Source organism: Plebeiibacterium sediminum (assembly GCF_026013605.1).
GTDB lineage: Bacteria > Bacteroidota > Bacteroidia > Bacteroidales > Marinilabiliaceae > Saccharicrinis > Saccharicrinis sediminus.
The window spans coordinates 1-18588 of record NZ_JAPDPJ010000003.1 but is presented as its reverse complement, the minus strand read 5'-3'; the positions used below and the strand labels follow the sequence as shown (position 1 = coordinate 18588).

Sequence of the window (18588 nt, the reverse complement as noted above, 5' to 3'; positions counted from 1 at the left end):
AATTTAAATCTAAAATGGATAAAAATTCCGTTACAGGGTTGGTTCTGATCAGCATCATTATTGGTGTTTTTATGTGGTGGACCCAACCTACTGAAGAACAGAAAGCTGCTCAGAAAAGATATCAGGATTCTATTCAACAGGTAGAACTTGCAAAAGAGAAAGCTGCCTTAGAATTTGAAAAAAAGAAAGAAGCTGAAAATACAATTGCTTTTGATGAAAATACTGCTGACAGTACCATTCAAAAGGAATTAACCAACAAATATGGTTTATTTGCTCATGTTGTTACTGGTGAAAATCAGTTATATACACTTGAAAACAGTAAAATCAAAGTAAAATTTTCAAGCAAAGGTGCTAAAGTTTATTCTGTTGAATTAAAAGATTTTAAAGCTCACAATGGACAGCCGTTAATTTTATTTGATGGTGATAAAAACGTATTTGGATTTAACTTTTTTCATAACAACAGAATCTTAAATACAAACGATCTTTATTACACAATAGATCAATCAGCTACAACTGATTCTACTTTATCTTTTAAATTATCTTTAGGAGATGATCAGTATATGGCGATTAACTACCAACTGCCTGCAGATGCATACATGCTTGACTTCAATTTTGAGCAAAATAGCATGGATGATATTATTCAATCAAACAGAGGTGGTTTTGATTTAAATTGGAATCTAGACCTGTTGGCTCAGGAAAAAGGGAGAAAGAATGAGATCCAATATTCTGGTGTATATTTTAAATATGATCAGGATGAAATTGATGATATAGCTGGAAAATCAGGAGAAGAAACTTTTAGAACACCAGTAAAATGGGTTGCCTACAAAGATCAGTTCTTTTCTTCGGTACTTATTGCTAAAGATGCATTTTCCTCTGGTTCAACATCAATTGCTGTTCATAGCGAAGAAGAAAATACACCTTATATAAGTACTAACAAAACGGAATTGGTAATTCCTTACGAAGGTGGAGCTCACAACGTAAAATCATTCCAGTTTTTCTTTGGTCCTAACAAATTTAAAATCCTTAAAAAATATAAGGATTTAGGTCTTAAAGATTTAATTCCACTAGGCTGGGGAATTTTTGGATGGGTTAACAGATACATTGTTATTCCTATTTTTAACTGGCTCGAAGGTTCAATAGCTAGTTATGGTTTAATTATTTTCATTCTTACTTTAATTATTAAGTTAGGATTGTTCCCATTGACATATAAATCATATATGTCAACAGCAAAAATGAAAGTTCTTAAACCTCAGATTGATGAGATTAACGAAAAGATTCCTGCAGAAAAGTCAATGGAGCGCCAAAAAGCAACAATGGCTTTATACCAAAAAGCAGGTGTTAGTCCGTTAGGAGGATGTTTGCCTATGGTATTGCAAATGCCAATTTTATTTGCGATGTTCCGCTTCTTCCCTAACTCAATTGAATTAAGACAACAAAGCTTTTTATGGGCAACTGACCTTTCTACTTACGACTCAATTTTGCAATTACCATGGAATATTCCATTCTACGGTGATCACGTAAGTTTATTCTGTTTGTTGATGTCTATTACTAACATCGTTTATACTAAGATGAATCAGGAAATGACTCAATCAACAAGTCAAATGCCTGGTATGAAAGGTATGATGTATATGATGCCTGTAATGTTCCTTGTTTTCTTTAATAACTATGCTTCAGGTTTAAGTTACTACTACTTTATTTCTACATTAATTACTATTTTACAAACTGTATTAATCAGAAGATTTGTAGATGAAGAAGCTATTTTAGCTAAACTAAAAGCCAACCAAAAGAAACCAAAGAAAAAATCAGGTTTCCAGGCTAGAATTGAAGAAATGGCTAAGCAACAACAACAAATGCAAAAGAAAAAGAGAAAATAATCTTTTTTAGACAGATGATATAAAAAAAAGGAGAACTAAAATTAGTTCTCCTTTTTTATGTTCCATATTTGCTCTAAGGACATTCCCTCTTTCAGCTTCGGAATTAATTCTTTTATCGGTTCCCAAATGGAGTTATCATCTGAACTATCCGGTGGAACAATAACATTTAATGATAAAGGTTTTATTTCAATCTCTGCCTTTTTTCCTAAAATAACGGGCTCCCCGTCAATATGCGCAAGAATATCTGTCTTCTTCTCTACGGTAATCTTTTTAGCGCGAATCACTTCGTTGTTATTATTTTTATCCAGAGATTTATCTAACAAGCTAAGCAGCATAGCAGGCGTAATGATTTTTGGAAAATCATGTATAATGCTAACATCTATTAATCCATCATCAATTAATGCATTAGGAGCAATATGTATATTATTACCATACTGCGACGAGTTTGCCAAACTGATTAAAAAAGCTTTACGTTTATAAACTTTACCATCAATATTAATTACATAATCATGAGCTTTATAAGTTGCATATTCAGTGGTAATCAACTGAAGGTAACCCAATGGACCTCTCATCTTTTTACCCTCAAACTGATGGCTAATATGGGCATCAAAACCAATACCAGCTACATTTACACAACAATATTGATTTACCTTTAATGAATCAATTTTTTTAATGTTCAGTTCATTAATAGCCCGAATAGCTCTTTTAACATTTAATGGAATATGCAAATACCTGGCTAATCCATTTCCTGAACCTGTTGGAATAATAGCTAAAGCAGTTGATGTATCCACTAATTTTGATGCAACCTCATTAACAGTTCCATCTCCACCTACTGCAACAACAACATCATAAATACCGGCAGCTTCACCTGCCAACTCACGGGCATGGGCTTTATATTGTGTATAGCTGATATCTACATCTAATCTTTTTTTATCAACTTCAGATTCTATATATTTCTCTACTGTTTTTTGTTTTCCAATTCCGGAAACCGGATTGATAAGAAACAAAATTTTTTTCTTCATAAAAGGTTTTCAAATTTTTGATTCAATGGTTAATAGATTCAAACGTTTTTTTCTTAAAGCTACAAAAGTAAAGAGAATTAACTGGAGGATATCAAAAAGTTTTAAAAAAGATCTATTTTTATACTGTTTTAATATAACATATTTGTGTTTTTAACGTATCTCGACAGATAATATCATCCGGAAATGTTAATTGAGTGCATCTTAACAAAGATGAAACAGCAAAGAAACTTATAACGCTTTATTGTTTCAAAAATCATTGAAAGAAATTACATCGCATATGAATAAACTTATTGAATTCGACAGTCAACTTCTACAATTAATCAATTATTTTCATACAGACTTTTGGGACAATGCTTTTTGGATGATATCGAGCATTATAATCTGGATTCCTCTATATGCTGTTATTTTATACGCTATTATTAAAAGTCAAAAAGCACAAAGTTGGATTACCATACTTGCTCTTATTATTTTGGTTGTTTTATGTGATCAGATTTCACACCAGGTTTTTAAACATGGATTTGAACGCCTCCGTCCTACTCATGATCCCTTACTCAAGGATTTTGTAAAGATAATTCATGGATACAGAGGTGGAAAATATGGTTTTGTATCATCGCATGCCACTAATACCATGGGACTTGCTGTTTTATCTTCTTTACTATTCAGAAATAAAGTTTATTCTATATTTATCTTTATTTGGGCCCTGGTAATATCATACTCAAGAATTTATCTTGGAGTTCATTATCCGGGTGATGTTGTTGGAGGATTAATTTTGGGAGCATTAATAGGGTTTGGTGTTTATAAGCTATACAAATTAGTTATTCCCCGCTTCGTGAGATTGACATTTTTTAACAAAAAAGGATTAAACAGAGGTATCGCAGAACAATTTGATGTATCCTCAATAATGCTGATCGTTTTTGCAGGAATATTTAGTTTTGTGGTTATTTTATTGGCTGCAAAGGTAATGATGCCTTAATATAACAGGCCACAATAAGCATTTTAGTATCAAAAACAATGCCCGAAGAGGTTACTTAAAGGTTAAATATATTTTAAAATTAAAATATATTTTTTAACTTTAAGACACTTCAAATTTTTAAAAACTAAATGCTTATGAGCACTACAACGATCACTTTCAATCAACTTAGGAAACTAAAAGACAGCCTTCCTAATGGTAGTATGAGAACTATCGCTGAAGATTTAGATTTAAATGTAGAAACTGTGCGAAACTATTTTGGTGGTAAAAATTACGACCGGGGTAAGTGTGTAGGAATACACATAGAACCAGGTCCGGACGGTGGAATTGTAGAACTTGACGATACTACCATATTAGAATACGCAAAGGATTTATTAGAAGGAAAAAAACAAGTTCATGAATATAAAAATTAAACAATACGAAAAAAGGAGCTTTTAGCTCCTTTTTTTTATTTTATTGAGGTATTATTTATTTCAACTTATCTCCTCGTTTTAATATCTCTTCATCTCTTTTAAGAGAATATTTTAAAGTAAAGTAACCTAACAGTCCTGCAACAATAGAACCTAATAAAATTCCAATTTTTGATTGATTCAGAATTTCCGGAGCATTAGGATAAGCTAAACTTGCTATAAAAATAGACATTGTAAAACCAATACCTCCTAATAGGCCTAAACCTCCAAATGAAAGCCATGATGCCCCTTTAGGCTTCACAGAAATACCTATTTTAACCGCTAACCACGAAAACAGTGTAATACCTATTACCTTACCAAAAACAAGGCTAAATGCTATTGAAAATGATACCATTCCAAAGGCATCTGCTTCATGACCTCCTCCTAAAACAACACCAGCATTTGCCAGTGCAAAAACAGGTAATACAAAAACACTTATAAATCCATGAAACTGATGTTCGATATACTGCAAAGGACTACGAACTCTGCCAACAGCATTCTCTATTTCATCGGCAGCATGCAGTTGCTCTGAAGTTAATACCATGGCATTGCTGTTTTTAGGTACATTTACAAAATGCTTCACTTCCTTATTGATCCGCGTCAAAAACTGATCAACACGAACTTTGGGTCGCGCTGGAATTGTAAACGCAATTAATACACCTGCAATGGTAGCATGCAATCCAGAGCCTGGTCCATCAACACCTGATTCAAGAAATAAGAACCAGATAATAAAACCTAAAAATGTGTACAATCTTAAATCCTGTATATTTAAATAATTTGCAATAATCAGAATACCTAAAAGTGCAAAAGCAATAAATAAGTAGGTCCATTGTAACTCACCTCCATAAAACAAGGCAATAACCAATACAGCCCCCAGATCATCAACTATTGCCAACGCTGTAAGAAATATTTTTAAACTTAATGGCACTCTTTTTCCTAACATGGCCAGTATACCTAACGAAAAGGCAATATCAGTAGCCATAGGAATACCCCAACCATTACCAGCCTCACCTTCCAATCCAAAAGAAAAGAATAAAATAATTGGAACAACCATCCCTCCTACTGCGGCAAATATAGGTAACGATGCCTGTTTTACTGAACTTAATTCGCCTGCTAAAAACTCCCTTTTAATTTCCAGTCCCACCACAAAAAAGAAAATGGCCATCAATCCATCATTAATCCAATGATGCCAACTCATTTTTAAACTCAACGTGTGCACTTCTAACGAAAATAAATCATGCCATACCTCTTCGTATGAATGATGATGAACATTAGCCCAAATTACGGCAACCAAAGTCGCAAACATCAATAAAAAGCTTCCACTTGTAATACCTTTAAAAAAACGTTGATAAAAGCTTTGTTGACTTAAACTTTTAGTACTTGTCATAATTTCTGTTTCCCTTTACTAAATTTCTAAATTATATAATTAACTACTCTCTTTAAAAAATTGATTTACTGCACTGAGTTTCTCAGGAGTTCCAATATCAAACCAATATTCACTCCAATCTTTCCAGCCATAAATATGATACTGCTCCGACAAATCCAGATATCCCTTTGTAATAGAAAATTTTCGCTTCTCGCCCAACATTTGAATGATTTCCGGTTCCACAATATGTATTCCAGAAAATGCTAAAGAGTCTAAATCTTTCTTATTTCTTGTAATTATTTGCTCTCCGGAGGTTATATTTTGCCATCCTGACAAATGCATCTCTTCATCAAAAAGAAAATAACGTGAGGTATCTCTGTTTTTTACCATTAACGTTGCAATACCTCCTTTTTGATTATGATATTCGACCATTTTATTTAAATCGGCCCCGGTAAGTACATCTGAATTATATAAAACAATAGGTTTTGTTAAATCAAAAAGAGGTCCGGCTTTAATTAAACCACCACCTGTTTCCAATAACTCACCACGTTCGTCTGACAACAAAATCTCAACACCTTCAAAATTTAAAGTACGAATATAAGCTTCAATCTTTTCAGCATGATGATGCATATTGATTACGATACGATCAACGCCTATTGAAATCATTTTTTCAATGGCATGCAAAAGCATTGGTTTTCCATTTACCTCAACCAATGCTTTTGGTATTTCTTTTGTTAAATGAGCTAATCTTGTTCCTAAACCAGCTGCAAAAATTAATGCATTCATTTAATAAACTAATCGTTTTTTACTGGTTTACACAGTTTCTTTTCTTTGTTTGATGTTTGATTACACTTTTTACATCTAAACTTTTTCTCTTCTTGCTTTTGAGGATCTTTGTCTTTCTTTTTATCCTTCTTACACATCTTACTCATAACTTTAAGCTTTTTTTATCTCTTGCTCAATATGACGAATTTTAACCGTAACCGGATATTTAGCACTCAGGTATTGAGCCAATTGTTCAGCACTGTAAACAGAACGATGCTGCCCACCTGTACAACCAAAATTAACCATCAAATGTTTAAAATTTCGCTCAATATACTTCTCTACAGACTGAGAAACCAAAGAAAATACAGAATCCAGAAATTGTTTCATTTCAGGTTCTTTTGATAAAAACTCAATTACCGGCTCATCTTTACCTGTAATATGCTTGTATTCAGGATATCTTCCCGGATTATGAATAGCTCTGCAGTCGAATACAAAACCACCACCATTACCACTCATATCAAAAGGAATTCCACGTTTATATGAAAAACTATTAATAGTAACAGTTAATGCATTGATCTGTTTTAATCGTTCATTATTAACCAATGAGCCAAGAACCCTGTTTAATTCAGGAACATCAATTGATAAAGGTTTATTTTTAAGCAGATAAGAGATATTTTGCAATGCAAAAGGAATACTCTTCAGGAAATGCTCCTTCTTTTCGTAAAATCCCCGGAAACCATAAGCTCCCATAGCCTGCATAATACGAATATAAACATACCCTGAGAAATGTTGCTTAAACAACTCCTCATCAACCTCCTTATTCTTTTTAAGTTCATCTATATAAAAGGCCAATAACTCATCTCTCATTAAAGGAGAAATATCCGCTTTCCCATCATAAAGTAAGGAAGCCAAATCGTACTGCAAAGCACCTTTTCTTCCGCCCTGATAATCAATAAACCAAGGTTCTCCCTGTTTTACCATTACATTTCTGGATTGAAAATCGCGATATAAAAAATAATCGTGCTCAGCATCCAGTAAAAACTCAATTAACTTGTTAAAATCATCCTCAAGCGCCTGTTCATCAAAAGCAACCTGAGCTAATTTTAAGAAGTAATATTTAAAGTAATGCAAATCCCAAAGCATGGATTGACGATCGAAAGCTTTACGTGGGTAGCACAAATCAAAATCAAGTCCTTCAGTTCCCTTCAGTTGAAATTGGATTAATTCCTTAAGGGTCTTTTTATATAATTCAATTAATTCAGGAGACATCTCTTCTCCTGTTCTGTTTTCTTGCAAAAAGTCAAAAAGAGTAGTACGTCCAAGATCTTCAATTAAATAAATCCCTTCATTCAGATTCTGAGAAAACACTTGAGGTACTTTTAATCCCCGGGCATAAAAATGCTCCGTAAAGCCTATAAAAGCTCTATTTTCTTTCTCATCTTCATTAAAAACTCCCAGTGCACATTTATCTCCACCACAAATTCGAACATATTCTCTATATGATCCCGATGGCGGAAGCAAGGATAAAGACTCTACCTTTTCGCCCGACCATTGGGTAAACATTTCCATCAACAACTGTTGTTTCTCTAACTTCATATTTTATGCTTAAAACTGCATATACAACCACGACAGTCCAATAGCTGCAAGTATAGCAGGAAGTAAATTCAAAACTTTTATTTTCTTTATTTCTAAAATATTAATACCTAAACCAACCAGTAGTACTCCTCCAACAGCAGTCATATCGTTGGTGATTACTTCCGAAAAATAATCACCTAAAAAGGCCGTTAATACAGTTAATCCCCCCTGATAAACCAATAATGGAACTACAGAAAAAGCGACTCCTGTACCAAAGGCCGAAGCCAAAGCTATGCTGGCAAAACCATCCATGATTGATTTGGTTAACAACAGATCAAAACCATTACCCAGTCCCTCTTCTATTGCTCCCAGAATAGTCATGGAGCCCATGCAATACAATAAAAAGGCCGTAATCATTCCTTCAGAAAAGCGTTCACTACCTATTTTAAACTTATTTTTTAGCTGATTGGCAATATTCTCAACCCGGTTTTCAAGACGAAGCAATTCGCCCAGTATTCCACCTATGATTAAGCTAAAAACCATTACGAGCAGATGGTTGCTTTTAAGGGCCATGGCAACACCCAGCACCAATGTAAATAATCCGATCCCCTGGAAAACAATTTTAATAAACCGTTCCGGCAATTTTGAGCGAAATAGAATACCTATTAAACTTCCCAAAAGCACGGTTGAAATATTTATAATTGTTCCGGTTATCATTCGTTATTATCCAATATCTTAAATTCTTTCCAAAGATAGAGAAATAGTTAATATTGGGGAAAAAATATAGCGCCCAAAGACGCTATATAAGACATTCTATCTAATAAAAGGATAGAATTTTAAATTTTATAAGAACAAAAATATTTTAAGACTAAACCTCTTTTACTTTTACCACTCCATTTCGATAAGCATCCAGCAGTCTGTTCAAATTATTAATTTGCTCCTTCAGAGTTACACCTATATCTGTATCGCCAACCCTGATTCTTACATTAGCATGTTCAATCATATTACGAATTGAAACAATATCATCCTCATCCTCAATAGCTTTTCGCCTTGATTCAAAAGGAGCATGCTCGGCCAGTATCAGGTTATAAGAATCATAAATCAACGTATATCCTGCAATACCGGTAACTTTTTGATACGGACGAGACATTCCTCCATCTATTACAAACAACCTGCCCTCTGCTTTTACAGGACTCTCGCCTTTGGTTACTTTTACAGGCACATGACCATTTACAATATGGGACACTTCAGGATCTAAACCAAATTCTTTTAGAATACGACAACAGGTATCTTTATCATCGCGTAATTTATAATAACTATTTCCCTCCTCTTTATGCGTTTCTTTATCTTCAATGAAGTAACGCTCAAAGGTGGCCATCTTCTTTTTTCCAAAAAGCGGAGAGTCGGCACCACTCCACAGCGACCACATATAATCCTGATCTTTAATATCCCGATCCCTATCTTCACGATTCAAATAAGCCCGTCGGCAAATCAAATCATATTGATCACACAACGCCTTGCCACTATACTTTTCACCATGAAGCGTAACCTGCTTAAACTGCCCTTTATCATCAAGAGGAATACAACCGTGATACAGCAAATTTGAGTTATAAGTCAAATACGTACTTCCCTTTGTAAATAAGGTTTTAACATGGCGCTGAAGCTTATCGCAATTCAGGAATGAGAAACGTAATTTTTCAATCAGAACCTCTTCCTCTTTTGTTAATTTATAAGGATGCTTAGGATTGATTGTTGGAAATAGTTTATCCTTTAGTTCATAGGATTTACCATTGATAAGAACAGTGCCTTCTTCGTAATTTATTTGATCCAGCAATAAGCGATCATCCATTCCCAATTCAGGATTTCGTCGGATAATTTCGCCCTTAAGCTTCATCTCTAAAATAGAAATGGCTTTATGCATTTTACTGATCAGCCTAATTTGTGTGGAGCCTAAGTTTTCGGGCGGTGTATTTACCGGAACAAACTCATGACACGGGTCATTGGCATAAGCCTTTAATGCAAAAGTAGCCAGCGGAAGCAAGTTAATACCATAGGCATCTTCCAGCGTAGATAAATTATTATAGCGAGCACTTATTCTGATTACAGCAGCAATACTTGCTTTTATTCCGGTAGCTGCAGCCATCCATACAATATCATGGTTTCCCCACTGAATATCTACAGAATGATGATCCTGAATCAGATCCATCACCTTATCAGCATAAGGTCCACGATCAAAAATATCGCCGATAATATGCAGGCGATCAATCAATAGTCGCTTAATAAACTTACTAATGGCAATAATAAAATAATTCGCTCTTTCTACTTTTATAATGGATTTAATGATACTATCAAAATACAATTCCTTTTTGGCCTTATGCTCATCCAGAAGTTCATCCATCACATAGGCAAAATCCGGCGGCATTGCTTTACGAATTTTAGAACGGGTAAATTTATCTGCAGCAACTCTGGCCACTTCTATTAACCTACGAATTGTAATAGAATACCAATTATCAAGATCTTCTTCTTCATTAACAATCAATTCCAGTTTTTCTTCAGGATAATAAATCAATGTTGCCAATTGATTTCTATCCTTTTCACTTAAAGTATACTGATAAACGGAATCAATCTTTTTTCGCACCATACCTGATGCATTGCGCAAAACATGACTAAATGTTTCGTATTCGCCGTGTATATCGGTTAAAAAATGCTCACTCCCTTTTGGCAGGTTCAGTATGGATTCGAGGTTGATAATTTCTGTACAAGCAGCCTGAACGGTTGGAAATTTTTGAGAAAGTAAATTCAGGTATTTTAATTCATCTTCGCTATATGTGTTTTTTCCCATATGATATATTTGTTATGTGCAAAGGCTCTGAAGCTCAAAGTCTCTTTTGAATTTCAGATTATACACGATCTATTACTATTTAAGAAACCCACGAATCTAACCTACAAATTGCATATTCCTCATTCTAAACAAGTAAACACTAAATAAAGTTGTCCAAAAGTCGATTAAAAAAGAAAGTATACTCGTTTAACGTGCAACAAACAACCGGAATTTGGCACTTCACAATCAGGTTAAACATCTGTACAAATTCGTCGGTACATCTTAAAATAACTGTATAGAGTAAAAATATAACAAAAAAGCAATTTGTTGGCATTTATCTTTTACTCTTTCCAGCCCATGCGCTCTTTTATACGAATAATTTCTTGTTGTAAACCCGCTACAGTTTGTTCTAAATCGGGTGTTTCATCTTGTATCTCGGGCATTATATTACTGATATAATGCACAAACTGCCACACCTCACAAATACCTTCTGCTGGTATTTTATAAGGTTTATAAAGGGGATTTAAAGAATGTAAAAGCAACACTTTTTCCTCATCCAGCTTATTCTCAACAATTTTAAATACAACCCCATCATCCTGAGTTACGATAACACAAGGCGTTCCTGTTTTTATATTTCTCCAGTCCAGTAAAAATTCACCGGTTACCCACGAACCACTTGGAACCGGAAGCATTGAATCGCCGGATATTTGAAAGGTTCTGTATTTTTTTTCGCTCGATAAAAAGGGCAATTGAAAAACAGGTAATTCCTTAACATATTCAGGATCAGAAAACCCGGTAGTGTATCCGGCTTTAGCTTTCTCAGGCACCAGCTCTATATTTTCTCTGTTTTCGGAATCTACGGTTGACACCAATACTCTTAATCCACTCCCCTTTAAAAATACATCGAATCCATTTTCCAGTTGCGAAAGCTGACTTTCTCGAAGCGACGTTAAATCCACTTTTATTAAAGTATCTATTGCTACATTAAAATAGCCGGAAAAAGCGACCAAAACAGTAACACTTGGCAGTGCCACACCATTTTCGTACCCACTCAATGTAGATCGCTTCATATTTAAGGCTACAGCCACATCATCCTGGGTCCTTTTTCGGCGCTTACGCAAAAATTTAATATTTGAACTAAAAAACATACTTCCTGATAAAAAAGATATGAACAACTAAATCTCCTGAGAATGTTCTACTTCACTTCGATTATTTACTAGTCAAAACAGAAAATAAAACATGCTTTAATTTTCAAATATAATCATTTTTGATTAAATTATAAACGCAACTTTGATTATTTTCTAATCATTTATATAAAAAAGATGTCTGGTAGTCAACGACAAATAGTACATATGGATTTAGACACATTTTTTGTGTCTGTGGAGCGGTTACATAACAGCGTTTTAAATGGCAAGCCTGTAATTATTGGAGGCATGTCGGACAGAGGTGTTGTTGCGGGATGTAGTTATGAGGCTCGTAGATTTGGCGTACACTCAGCTATGCCAATGAAAATGGCTCGACAGCTGTGTAGCGATGCTTATTTTATCAGAGGTGATATGGATGAATACTCTAAACAGTCGCGTATTGTAACAGAGATTATTGCAGAGAGAGCACCTGTTTACGAAAAAGCTTCAATTGATGAGCATTATATGGATTTAACCGGAATGGATCGTTTTTTTGGTTGCTTAAAATGGAGTAAAGAACTTCGCCAAACCATTATTAAAGAAACCGGCTTACCCATTTCTTTTGGATTATCAACCAATAAAACGGTATCGAAAATTGCTACCGGAGAGGCAAAACCCAATGGTGAAATGGAAGTAATTCCTACTCATGTACAGCCATTTTTAAATCCGCTATCCATAAAAAAAATACCGATGCTTGGTCCTAAAACGTATCAACTATTACGCTCTATGGGAATAGTTAATATTGAAACCCTAAGTCAGGTGCCTGTTGATATGATGCAACGGGTTTTGGGCAAAAACGGCATTACCCTTTGGAAAAAAGCCAACGGAATAGATCCCACTCCGGTAATTAAGTACATGGAACAAAAGTCAATGAGTACAGAGCGAACCTTTGAACAGGATACAACAGACATTCGCTATTTAAACGAATTAATTATTCGCATGGCTGAGAAACTGGCTTTTGAACTCCGGACTAAACAAAAGTTAACAGGCTGCATATCGGTAAAAATAAAGTATTCAAACTTTGATACACATTCGCTGCAAAAGAAGATTCCTTATACATCATTCGACCATGATATTATTTCCGTAGCTCAGGATCTTTTTAAGCGGGTATATACCAGGCGAATGCTCATACGTTTACTAGGAATCAAACTAAGTAGTTTAATTACAGGAACGCAACAGCTTAATTTATTTGAGGATACGCCGGAAACGGTAAACCTGTATCAAACTATGGACAAAATAAGAAAACGCTATGGTAAAAATGCTATTGGAAGAGCTGCAGCCATGCGGTAGAAGTTGGAAGTTGTAAGTCAAAAGTTGAAAGTTAAGTAGTAGGCAGTCTACAGTTCTCAGTTGGCAGCCAGTAGACTGAAGACTGAGAACTGAAGACTGTAGACTGCCAACCTGGAACTAAGTATTAAAAAAATGCACTTAAATACACATACATATTACAGCTTACGATACGGTATTTTATCTCCTGAAGATTTAGCCCAGCAGTCCTCATCTTTAGGTATTAAAGTTATGGTGCTTACCGACATCAATAACAGTACCGGATTGTTTGATTTTATTAAAGCTTGTCGCGAAGTTGGTATTACAGCTTTAGCCGGCATTGAGTTCAGAAGAAACCATAAGTTACTGTATATTGGGATAGCCAAAAACAATCAAGGCTACATGGAGCTCAATAATTTTCTGACACGCCATAATCTTTCCAATACAGAACTCCCCTATAAACCCAATTCCTTTGACCACGTTTATTTTATTTATCCTTACGGAAGTATACAACCCAAAGACTTACAAGAAAATGAATTTGTAGGCATTCAACCACTACAGCTTCGTAAGCTTATTTCTTCATCATTTCGATACCAGCAACATAAGCTGGTAGTTTGGCAACCTGCTACCTTCTCTAACGAAAAAGGTTATGCTTTACATCGCCACCTGCGAGCCATTGACAAGAACATCTTATTAAGTCAGCTAACACCCGAAGATACCGGACAAGTCTCTGACATATTGCATTCGCCGGATCAAATACGGCAAACTTATGCGCAGTTTCCTGAGATTATAAAAACTACAGAAGAGCTGTTAAAAGAATGTAGTTTCGATTTTGATTTTACTGCAATTCGTAATAAAAAAACATTTACCGGAAGCTTTTACGATGACAAAAAACTTTTGGAGAAATTAGCGCTGGATGGCATGTTATACCGGTATGGTGCCAATAATATTCATGCACGAGAAAGAATAGAGAAAGAATTACATATTATTAATAAACTAGGGTTTGCTGCCTACTTTTTAATTACCTGGGATATTATTCGCTACTCAATGTCGAGGGGATTTTACCACGTAGGACGAGGTAGCGGCGCCAACAGCATTGTGGCCTTCTGTTTAAAAATTACCGATGTTGACCCCATCAAACTTAACTTGTATTTTGAACGCTTTTTAAATCCCAAACGTACCTCTCCGCCCGATTTTGATATTGACTATTCATGGAAAGAACGGGAAGAAGTGCAGGACTATATTTTTAAAAGATACGGTGCCAAACATACCGCCCTGCTTGGTGCTATGAGTACATTTAAAGGAAAATCAATCATTCGTGAACTGGGTAAAGTATATGGTTTACCCAAGGAAGAAATTGATTTGATGATTGACTATCCGGAAACTGCCAAAGACGACCAGATTAAACAAAACATCAATCATATTGGATCGTTAATGACCGATTTTCCAAACCTCAGAACCATTCATGCCGGGGGAGTATTAATATCTGAGGAACCCATTACCTGCTACACTGCTCTCGACATGCCTCCCAAGGGTTTCCCAACCACACAGTGGGATATGTATATTGCCGAAGATATTGGTTTTGAAAAACTGGATATTCTTTCGCAACGGGGAATTGGACATATTAAAGATTGCACCCAAATAGTACTGCAAAATCAAGGTATTGATATAGATGTTCATCAGGTAGAAAAATTTATGGCGGATGAAAAGGTTAAAGATCAACTTCAAAATGCTGAAACAAACGGATGTTTTTATATCGAGAGTCCTGCCATGCGTGGACTTTTAAAAAAGCTGCAATGCAACAACTACCTTACCCTGGTTGCTGCCAGCTCAATTATTCGTCCGGGAGTGGCTCGTTCTGGTATGATGCGCGAATACATTCAACGCTTTCATCAACCCAATAACATTAGTTACCTGCACCCCGTAATGAAAGAACAACTGGAAGAAACCTATGGAGTTATGGTTTACCAGGAAGATGTTTTAAAAGTTTGTCATCATTTTGCAGGACTTGACTTAGCTGATGCCGATGTGCTTAGAAGAGCCATGAGTGGCAAATACAGATCAAAAAAGGAGTTTCAGCGTATTGTAGATAAGTTTTTTAGCAACTGCCGACAAAAAGGTTATCCGGATAAAATTATCCATGAGGTATGGCGACAAATTGAGTCTTTTGCCGGCTATTCTTTTTCAAAAGCACACTCCGCCTCATATGCCGTTGAAAGCTTTCAGAGTTTATATTTAAAGGCCCATTTCCCATTAGAATTTATGGTTGCCGTAATTAATAACTTTGGTGGATTTTACCAAACATGGGTATATGTAAACGAAGCAAGACGGCAAGGCGCCATCATTCACCAGCCTTGTGTTAACAATAGTTTTTACACCACATCCATCACCGGAAAAGATATTTATCTTGGGTTTATCCATGTACAAAATCTGGAATCAAAAATAGCCCAACTCATAGACTTTGAGCGCCAGCAAAACGGAAGCTATAAAAATCTGGAAGATTTTATAAAACGTACCGGAGCAGGCCGAGAAAGCATGGTGATACTCATTAGAACAGGAGCACTACGATTTACCGGAAAAAGCAAGAGTGAGCTATTGTGGGAAATGCATTTACTATTAACTCCGGGTAAAAAAAAGCCCAGCTCGCAATCCCTATTTTCTTTACCTCAAAAAAAATATCAGCTACCTAAATTAGCACGAAGCAAAGTAGAAGATGCCTACGATGAAATTGAATTAATAGGCTTTCCGGTTACGCTATCGTATTTTGATTTACTGGAAACCAACTTCAGAGGTGGGTTAAAAGCTACCGAACTCATTTTTCACGTTGGCAAAAGAGTTCGTATGATTGGTCAGCTTGTATGCATTAAATACGTAAGAACCGTAAGAAAACAATTGATGCATTTTGCCACTTTTATTGATGTGGATGGAAACTTTTACGATACCACACACTTCCCTCCTTCTTTACAGGCTTATCCGTTTAAAGGCTATGGAATGTATCTGATATTAGGCAGAATTACCGAAGAGTTTGGTTTTGCCAGCATCGAGGTTGAAAAGATGGCTAAAATGCCGATTATTCCGGATCCAAGAGCAGCTTAAAGTAATTACTGAAGCGATTTATCCATTAAATCCATTCGCTCTAACAGAACCCATGCTGCATCGAGCAACAATAATACTTGTTGGGCATCAAAGTCTGAATATGTTTTTGTTTTACTTGCTACCCAAACTACAGCCTGTGTAGTTCCATCTTTTATAATTGGTATGGTTAATGATTTCAAGCCTTTTTCTGCCCCGTTTTTATAAAAAGAATAATGCTCATTGGAATCGTTTCTTATAATAGGCTTCTTAAATTTTACGGCACTGGTTAAACAATTTAAATTATTCAATTTTGCAGAGTGTTTTACTGCATCCGGTAACGATAAGCTAAATGAATCGGACCAATTATTTAATATAAAAACGCCTTTTACTTCATCGTAATAATAAACGGCACCTGTATCGCTCCCTGTATAATTAATAATTTCTTCTAAAGCACTATTTAATAAATCATGTGTGGATTTTGCTTTGTAATAAATAATACTCTCAACCCCTTTTAATCGTGCATTTATTAGTTTCAACTCCCTCTCATTTTTTGCCATTTCAGTAACATCATCCACCATGAGCAACACACTATCCTGCTCATTTTGCGTTAAGTGAACGGTTGAAACTTCATAGTTACGTACATCAATTCTATCCTGAACTTTAATATCAAAATTCAGCTTATTTTTAAACTGATTTTGATTCGATACAAACGAATACTTTATTAATTCAGCCAATTCACAAGAATCACCACTCTGATATTTTGCACAATATTTAAAACAATCATTTACATCAATAGAGTCTATAAAATAAGCACAACCAATAGCCTGACCTATTTGCATTTGATTCCTTTTCAGATCTTCTACTCCAATCATTTCTTTGCCCAGCGTATTGGCATTAACCAAATTAAGATCCTTATTCACCACAAAAATACTCATGGGTGTATGTTCAAATATTTGCTCTATTTCATCGTTCTTCTGATCCTTTTCCCGCTTCAACTTCAACTCTTTTTTGAGCATACGATGAACAGACCAATAAAATACCAGAACTACGCCCAGTACCAGAAGAAACACAATTGCATTTGATCGTCCTTTGGCAAAAAGAACCCTTTGTCCCCGTTCTTTATATTGATCCATAGGAATGGCTACAGAAATCCCTCCTCTAACATCTCCTAATTGATATCCCTGATACTGATGACATTTAAAACATGACTCTTCAACAACCAGGGCACGCATATATCTGTAGTACTCTTTGCCATTGATCGTATCAAACTCAGCATAATACATTATGCTATCCTTAAATATTTTTAAAGCTTTTTGTTCCCATGCATCCGGAGTATTGATGGGATTAATGGGATCTAAACTGGTAATTTTCTCTATTTCACCACTTCCCAAACTTTTATTCAAATTAAAAGCCTGACGTGTCATATACGCAGGATTTACCAAAGTAAGGTGCACACTATCTGTAGTATAAATATCTTTGTTTTCAACTTTAAGATAAGGATTTGAAGGAGTTTCTTCTGATACCGGAACATAAACACCACCATGCATAGCAATCCAACGCCTGTACAACAAATTCTTAAAGAATGTTTGATATGCAGTATTCTCTAAAATTTCGTTCTTATGTCTTTTTATAGTCTTTATTTCCTGAAAAAAATCAAACAATAAAAAGAAAAAGATTCCAACGATCAAGTATATTGCAACCCGCTTAAGATGCTTCTCTTTAAATGCTACCATCTCAAAATTATCTACAACTCTTATACCTACTTCATTCAGCAGCTAAAAGTTACAAAAACACTAAGATAATTACACGAATATTATTGTTATTTATATATTATTTATTGCTCATCCCATATATTAGCATAGCTTATTCAGCAATTCAGCTGATTATAATCCGGACTCTCCTATTAGTTAATTGCACCATACTCTCTGCTCTGTTGCCTCTGATGCAAGGTTGTTGCTGGTATCTTTTTAATTGCAATATTCTACCTCAATTTCCCTCAGCCTTTTAGAATCCTCACTACGCTCTCTGCTCTAAGCTCTCTGCTCAAATACCTTTAACCCTTTTCCTTTCTCCTTGTTCCCTTGTTCTCTTCTTCGCTCAAGCCGCTGGGCTTTTCCTTTTTTCTACAGTCAAAAAAGGAAACAAAAAGTCCGCCGGCTACACCTGCTTCGCTCAAAAAACTACGGTGCCTTCGTCGAAAGCGCTGAACTTGACTTTCGTA

Annotated in this window: 14 protein-coding genes; 5 read left to right on the top strand and 9 right to left on the bottom strand. The window is 35.3% G+C overall.

The features are described from left to right. The first annotated feature begins 14 nt into the window (after positions 1-14). Positions 15-1874, top strand: a complete 1860-nt coding sequence (gene yidC / locus OM075_RS02680; protein ID WP_301188923.1) for a membrane protein insertase YidC — start codon at positions 15-17, stop codon at positions 1872-1874. Positions 1875-1915: 41 nt separating this feature from the next. Here the strand turns inward: yidC and OM075_RS02675 are convergent, their stop codons facing one another. After that, a complete protein-coding gene (locus OM075_RS02675; protein ID WP_301188922.1) occupies positions 1916-2896 on the bottom strand; it encodes a diacylglycerol/lipid kinase family protein in 981 nt (326 codons plus the stop codon). A 277-nt stretch (positions 2897-3173) separates the two neighbouring features. On the opposite strand from OM075_RS02675, the gene OM075_RS02670 reads away from it, so the two are divergent. Both OM075_RS02670 and OM075_RS02665 read left to right on the top strand, forming a co-directional pair. After that, positions 3174-3869 carry a phosphatase PAP2 family protein gene (locus tag OM075_RS02670; protein WP_301188921.1) on the top strand — a complete coding sequence of 232 codons (696 nt, stop codon included), beginning with the start codon at positions 3174-3176 and terminating at the stop codon, positions 3867-3869. A gap of 134 nt (positions 3870-4003) precedes the next feature. Continuing rightward, the gene (locus OM075_RS02665; protein WP_301188920.1) at positions 4004-4279 is read left to right on the top strand and encodes a DNA-binding protein; all 276 of its coding nucleotides are present in this window, start codon (positions 4004-4006) and stop codon (positions 4277-4279) included. 55 nt (positions 4280-4334) lie between these two features. On the opposite strand, the gene nhaA is transcribed toward OM075_RS02665, so the two are convergent. The 7 genes from nhaA to OM075_RS02630 all read right to left on the bottom strand — a co-directional run bounded on the left by nhaA (position 4335) and on the right by OM075_RS02630 (position 11963). Next, the gene (nhaA, locus tag OM075_RS02660) at positions 4335-5702 is read right to left on the bottom strand and encodes a Na+/H+ antiporter NhaA (RefSeq protein ID WP_301188919.1); all 1368 of its coding nucleotides are present in this window, start codon (positions 5700-5702) and stop codon (positions 4335-4337) included. A gap of 39 nt (positions 5703-5741) precedes the next feature. Continuing rightward, the gene (locus OM075_RS02655) at positions 5742-6467 is read right to left on the bottom strand and encodes a nucleotidyltransferase family protein (protein ID WP_301188918.1); all 726 of its coding nucleotides are present in this window, start codon (positions 6465-6467) and stop codon (positions 5742-5744) included. Between the two features lie 8 nt (positions 6468-6475). Then, positions 6476-6613, bottom strand: coding sequence for a hypothetical protein (locus OM075_RS02650; protein ID WP_301188917.1), 138 nt, complete (start codon positions 6611-6613; stop codon positions 6476-6478). A 4-nt stretch (positions 6614-6617) separates the two neighbouring features. After that, entirely contained in the window at positions 6618-8042 is a 1425-nt protein-coding gene (locus tag OM075_RS02645) for a RapZ C-terminal domain-containing protein (RefSeq protein ID WP_301188916.1), read from the bottom strand. Between the two features lie 9 nt (positions 8043-8051). Continuing rightward, positions 8052-8738: a DUF554 domain-containing protein gene (locus tag OM075_RS02640; RefSeq protein WP_301188915.1), complete on the bottom strand. Its 687-nt coding sequence runs from the start codon at positions 8736-8738 to the stop codon at positions 8052-8054. Between the two features lie 151 nt (positions 8739-8889). Continuing rightward, entirely contained in the window at positions 8890-10863 is a 1974-nt protein-coding gene (locus tag OM075_RS02635) for a fructose-1,6-bisphosphatase (RefSeq protein ID WP_301188914.1), read from the bottom strand. A 320-nt stretch (positions 10864-11183) separates the two neighbouring features. Further along, complete coding sequence (locus OM075_RS02630) at positions 11184-11963, bottom strand: XRE family transcriptional regulator (protein ID WP_301188913.1); 780 nt, start codon at positions 11961-11963, stop codon at positions 11184-11186. Between the two features lie 201 nt (positions 11964-12164). On the opposite strand from OM075_RS02630, the gene dinB reads away from it, so the two are divergent. After that, a complete protein-coding gene (dinB, locus tag OM075_RS02625) occupies positions 12165-13316 on the top strand; it encodes a DNA polymerase IV (protein ID WP_301188912.1) in 1152 nt (383 codons plus the stop codon). Between the two features lie 132 nt (positions 13317-13448). Further along, positions 13449-16388, top strand: a complete 2940-nt coding sequence (locus OM075_RS02620) for a DNA polymerase III subunit alpha (protein ID WP_301188911.1) — start codon at positions 13449-13451, stop codon at positions 16386-16388. 5 nt (positions 16389-16393) lie between these two features. Here the strand turns inward: OM075_RS02620 and OM075_RS02615 are convergent, their stop codons facing one another. Further along, positions 16394-18100 (bottom strand): c-type heme family protein, encoded by a 1707-nt coding sequence (locus OM075_RS02615; protein WP_301188910.1) that lies wholly within the window; start codon positions 18098-18100, stop codon positions 16394-16396. Between the last annotated feature and the right edge of the window lie 488 nt (positions 18101-18588).

Coding starts and splice junctions, on each gene's coding strand:
- yidC (WP_301188923.1), top strand. CDS start 15: ATGGATAAAAATTCCGTTACAGGGTTGGTTCTGATCAGCATCATTATT.
- OM075_RS02675 (WP_301188922.1), bottom strand. CDS start 2,896: ATGAAGAAAAAAATTTTGTTTCTTATCAATCCGGTTTCCGGAATTGGA.
- OM075_RS02670 (WP_301188921.1), top strand. CDS start 3,174: ATGAATAAACTTATTGAATTCGACAGTCAACTTCTACAATTAATCAAT.
- OM075_RS02665 (WP_301188920.1), top strand. CDS start 4,004: ATGAGCACTACAACGATCACTTTCAATCAACTTAGGAAACTAAAAGAC.
- nhaA (WP_301188919.1), bottom strand. CDS start 5,702: ATGACAAGTACTAAAAGTTTAAGTCAACAAAGCTTTTATCAACGTTTT.
- OM075_RS02655 (WP_301188918.1), bottom strand. CDS start 6,467: ATGAATGCATTAATTTTTGCAGCTGGTTTAGGAACAAGATTAGCTCAT.
- OM075_RS02650 (WP_301188917.1), bottom strand. CDS start 6,613: ATGAGTAAGATGTGTAAGAAGGATAAAAAGAAAGACAAAGATCCTCAA.
- OM075_RS02645 (WP_301188916.1), bottom strand. CDS start 8,042: ATGAAGTTAGAGAAACAACAGTTGTTGATGGAAATGTTTACCCAATGG.
- OM075_RS02640 (WP_301188915.1), bottom strand. CDS start 8,738: ATGATAACCGGAACAATTATAAATATTTCAACCGTGCTTTTGGGAAGT.
- OM075_RS02635 (WP_301188914.1), bottom strand. CDS start 10,863: ATGGGAAAAAACACATATAGCGAAGATGAATTAAAATACCTGAATTTA.
- dinB (WP_301188912.1), top strand. CDS start 12,165: ATGTCTGGTAGTCAACGACAAATAGTACATATGGATTTAGACACATTT.
- OM075_RS02620 (WP_301188911.1), top strand. CDS start 13,449: ATGCACTTAAATACACATACATATTACAGCTTACGATACGGTATTTTA.
- OM075_RS02615 (WP_301188910.1), bottom strand. CDS start 18,100: ATGGTAGCATTTAAAGAGAAGCATCTTAAGCGGGTTGCAATATACTTG.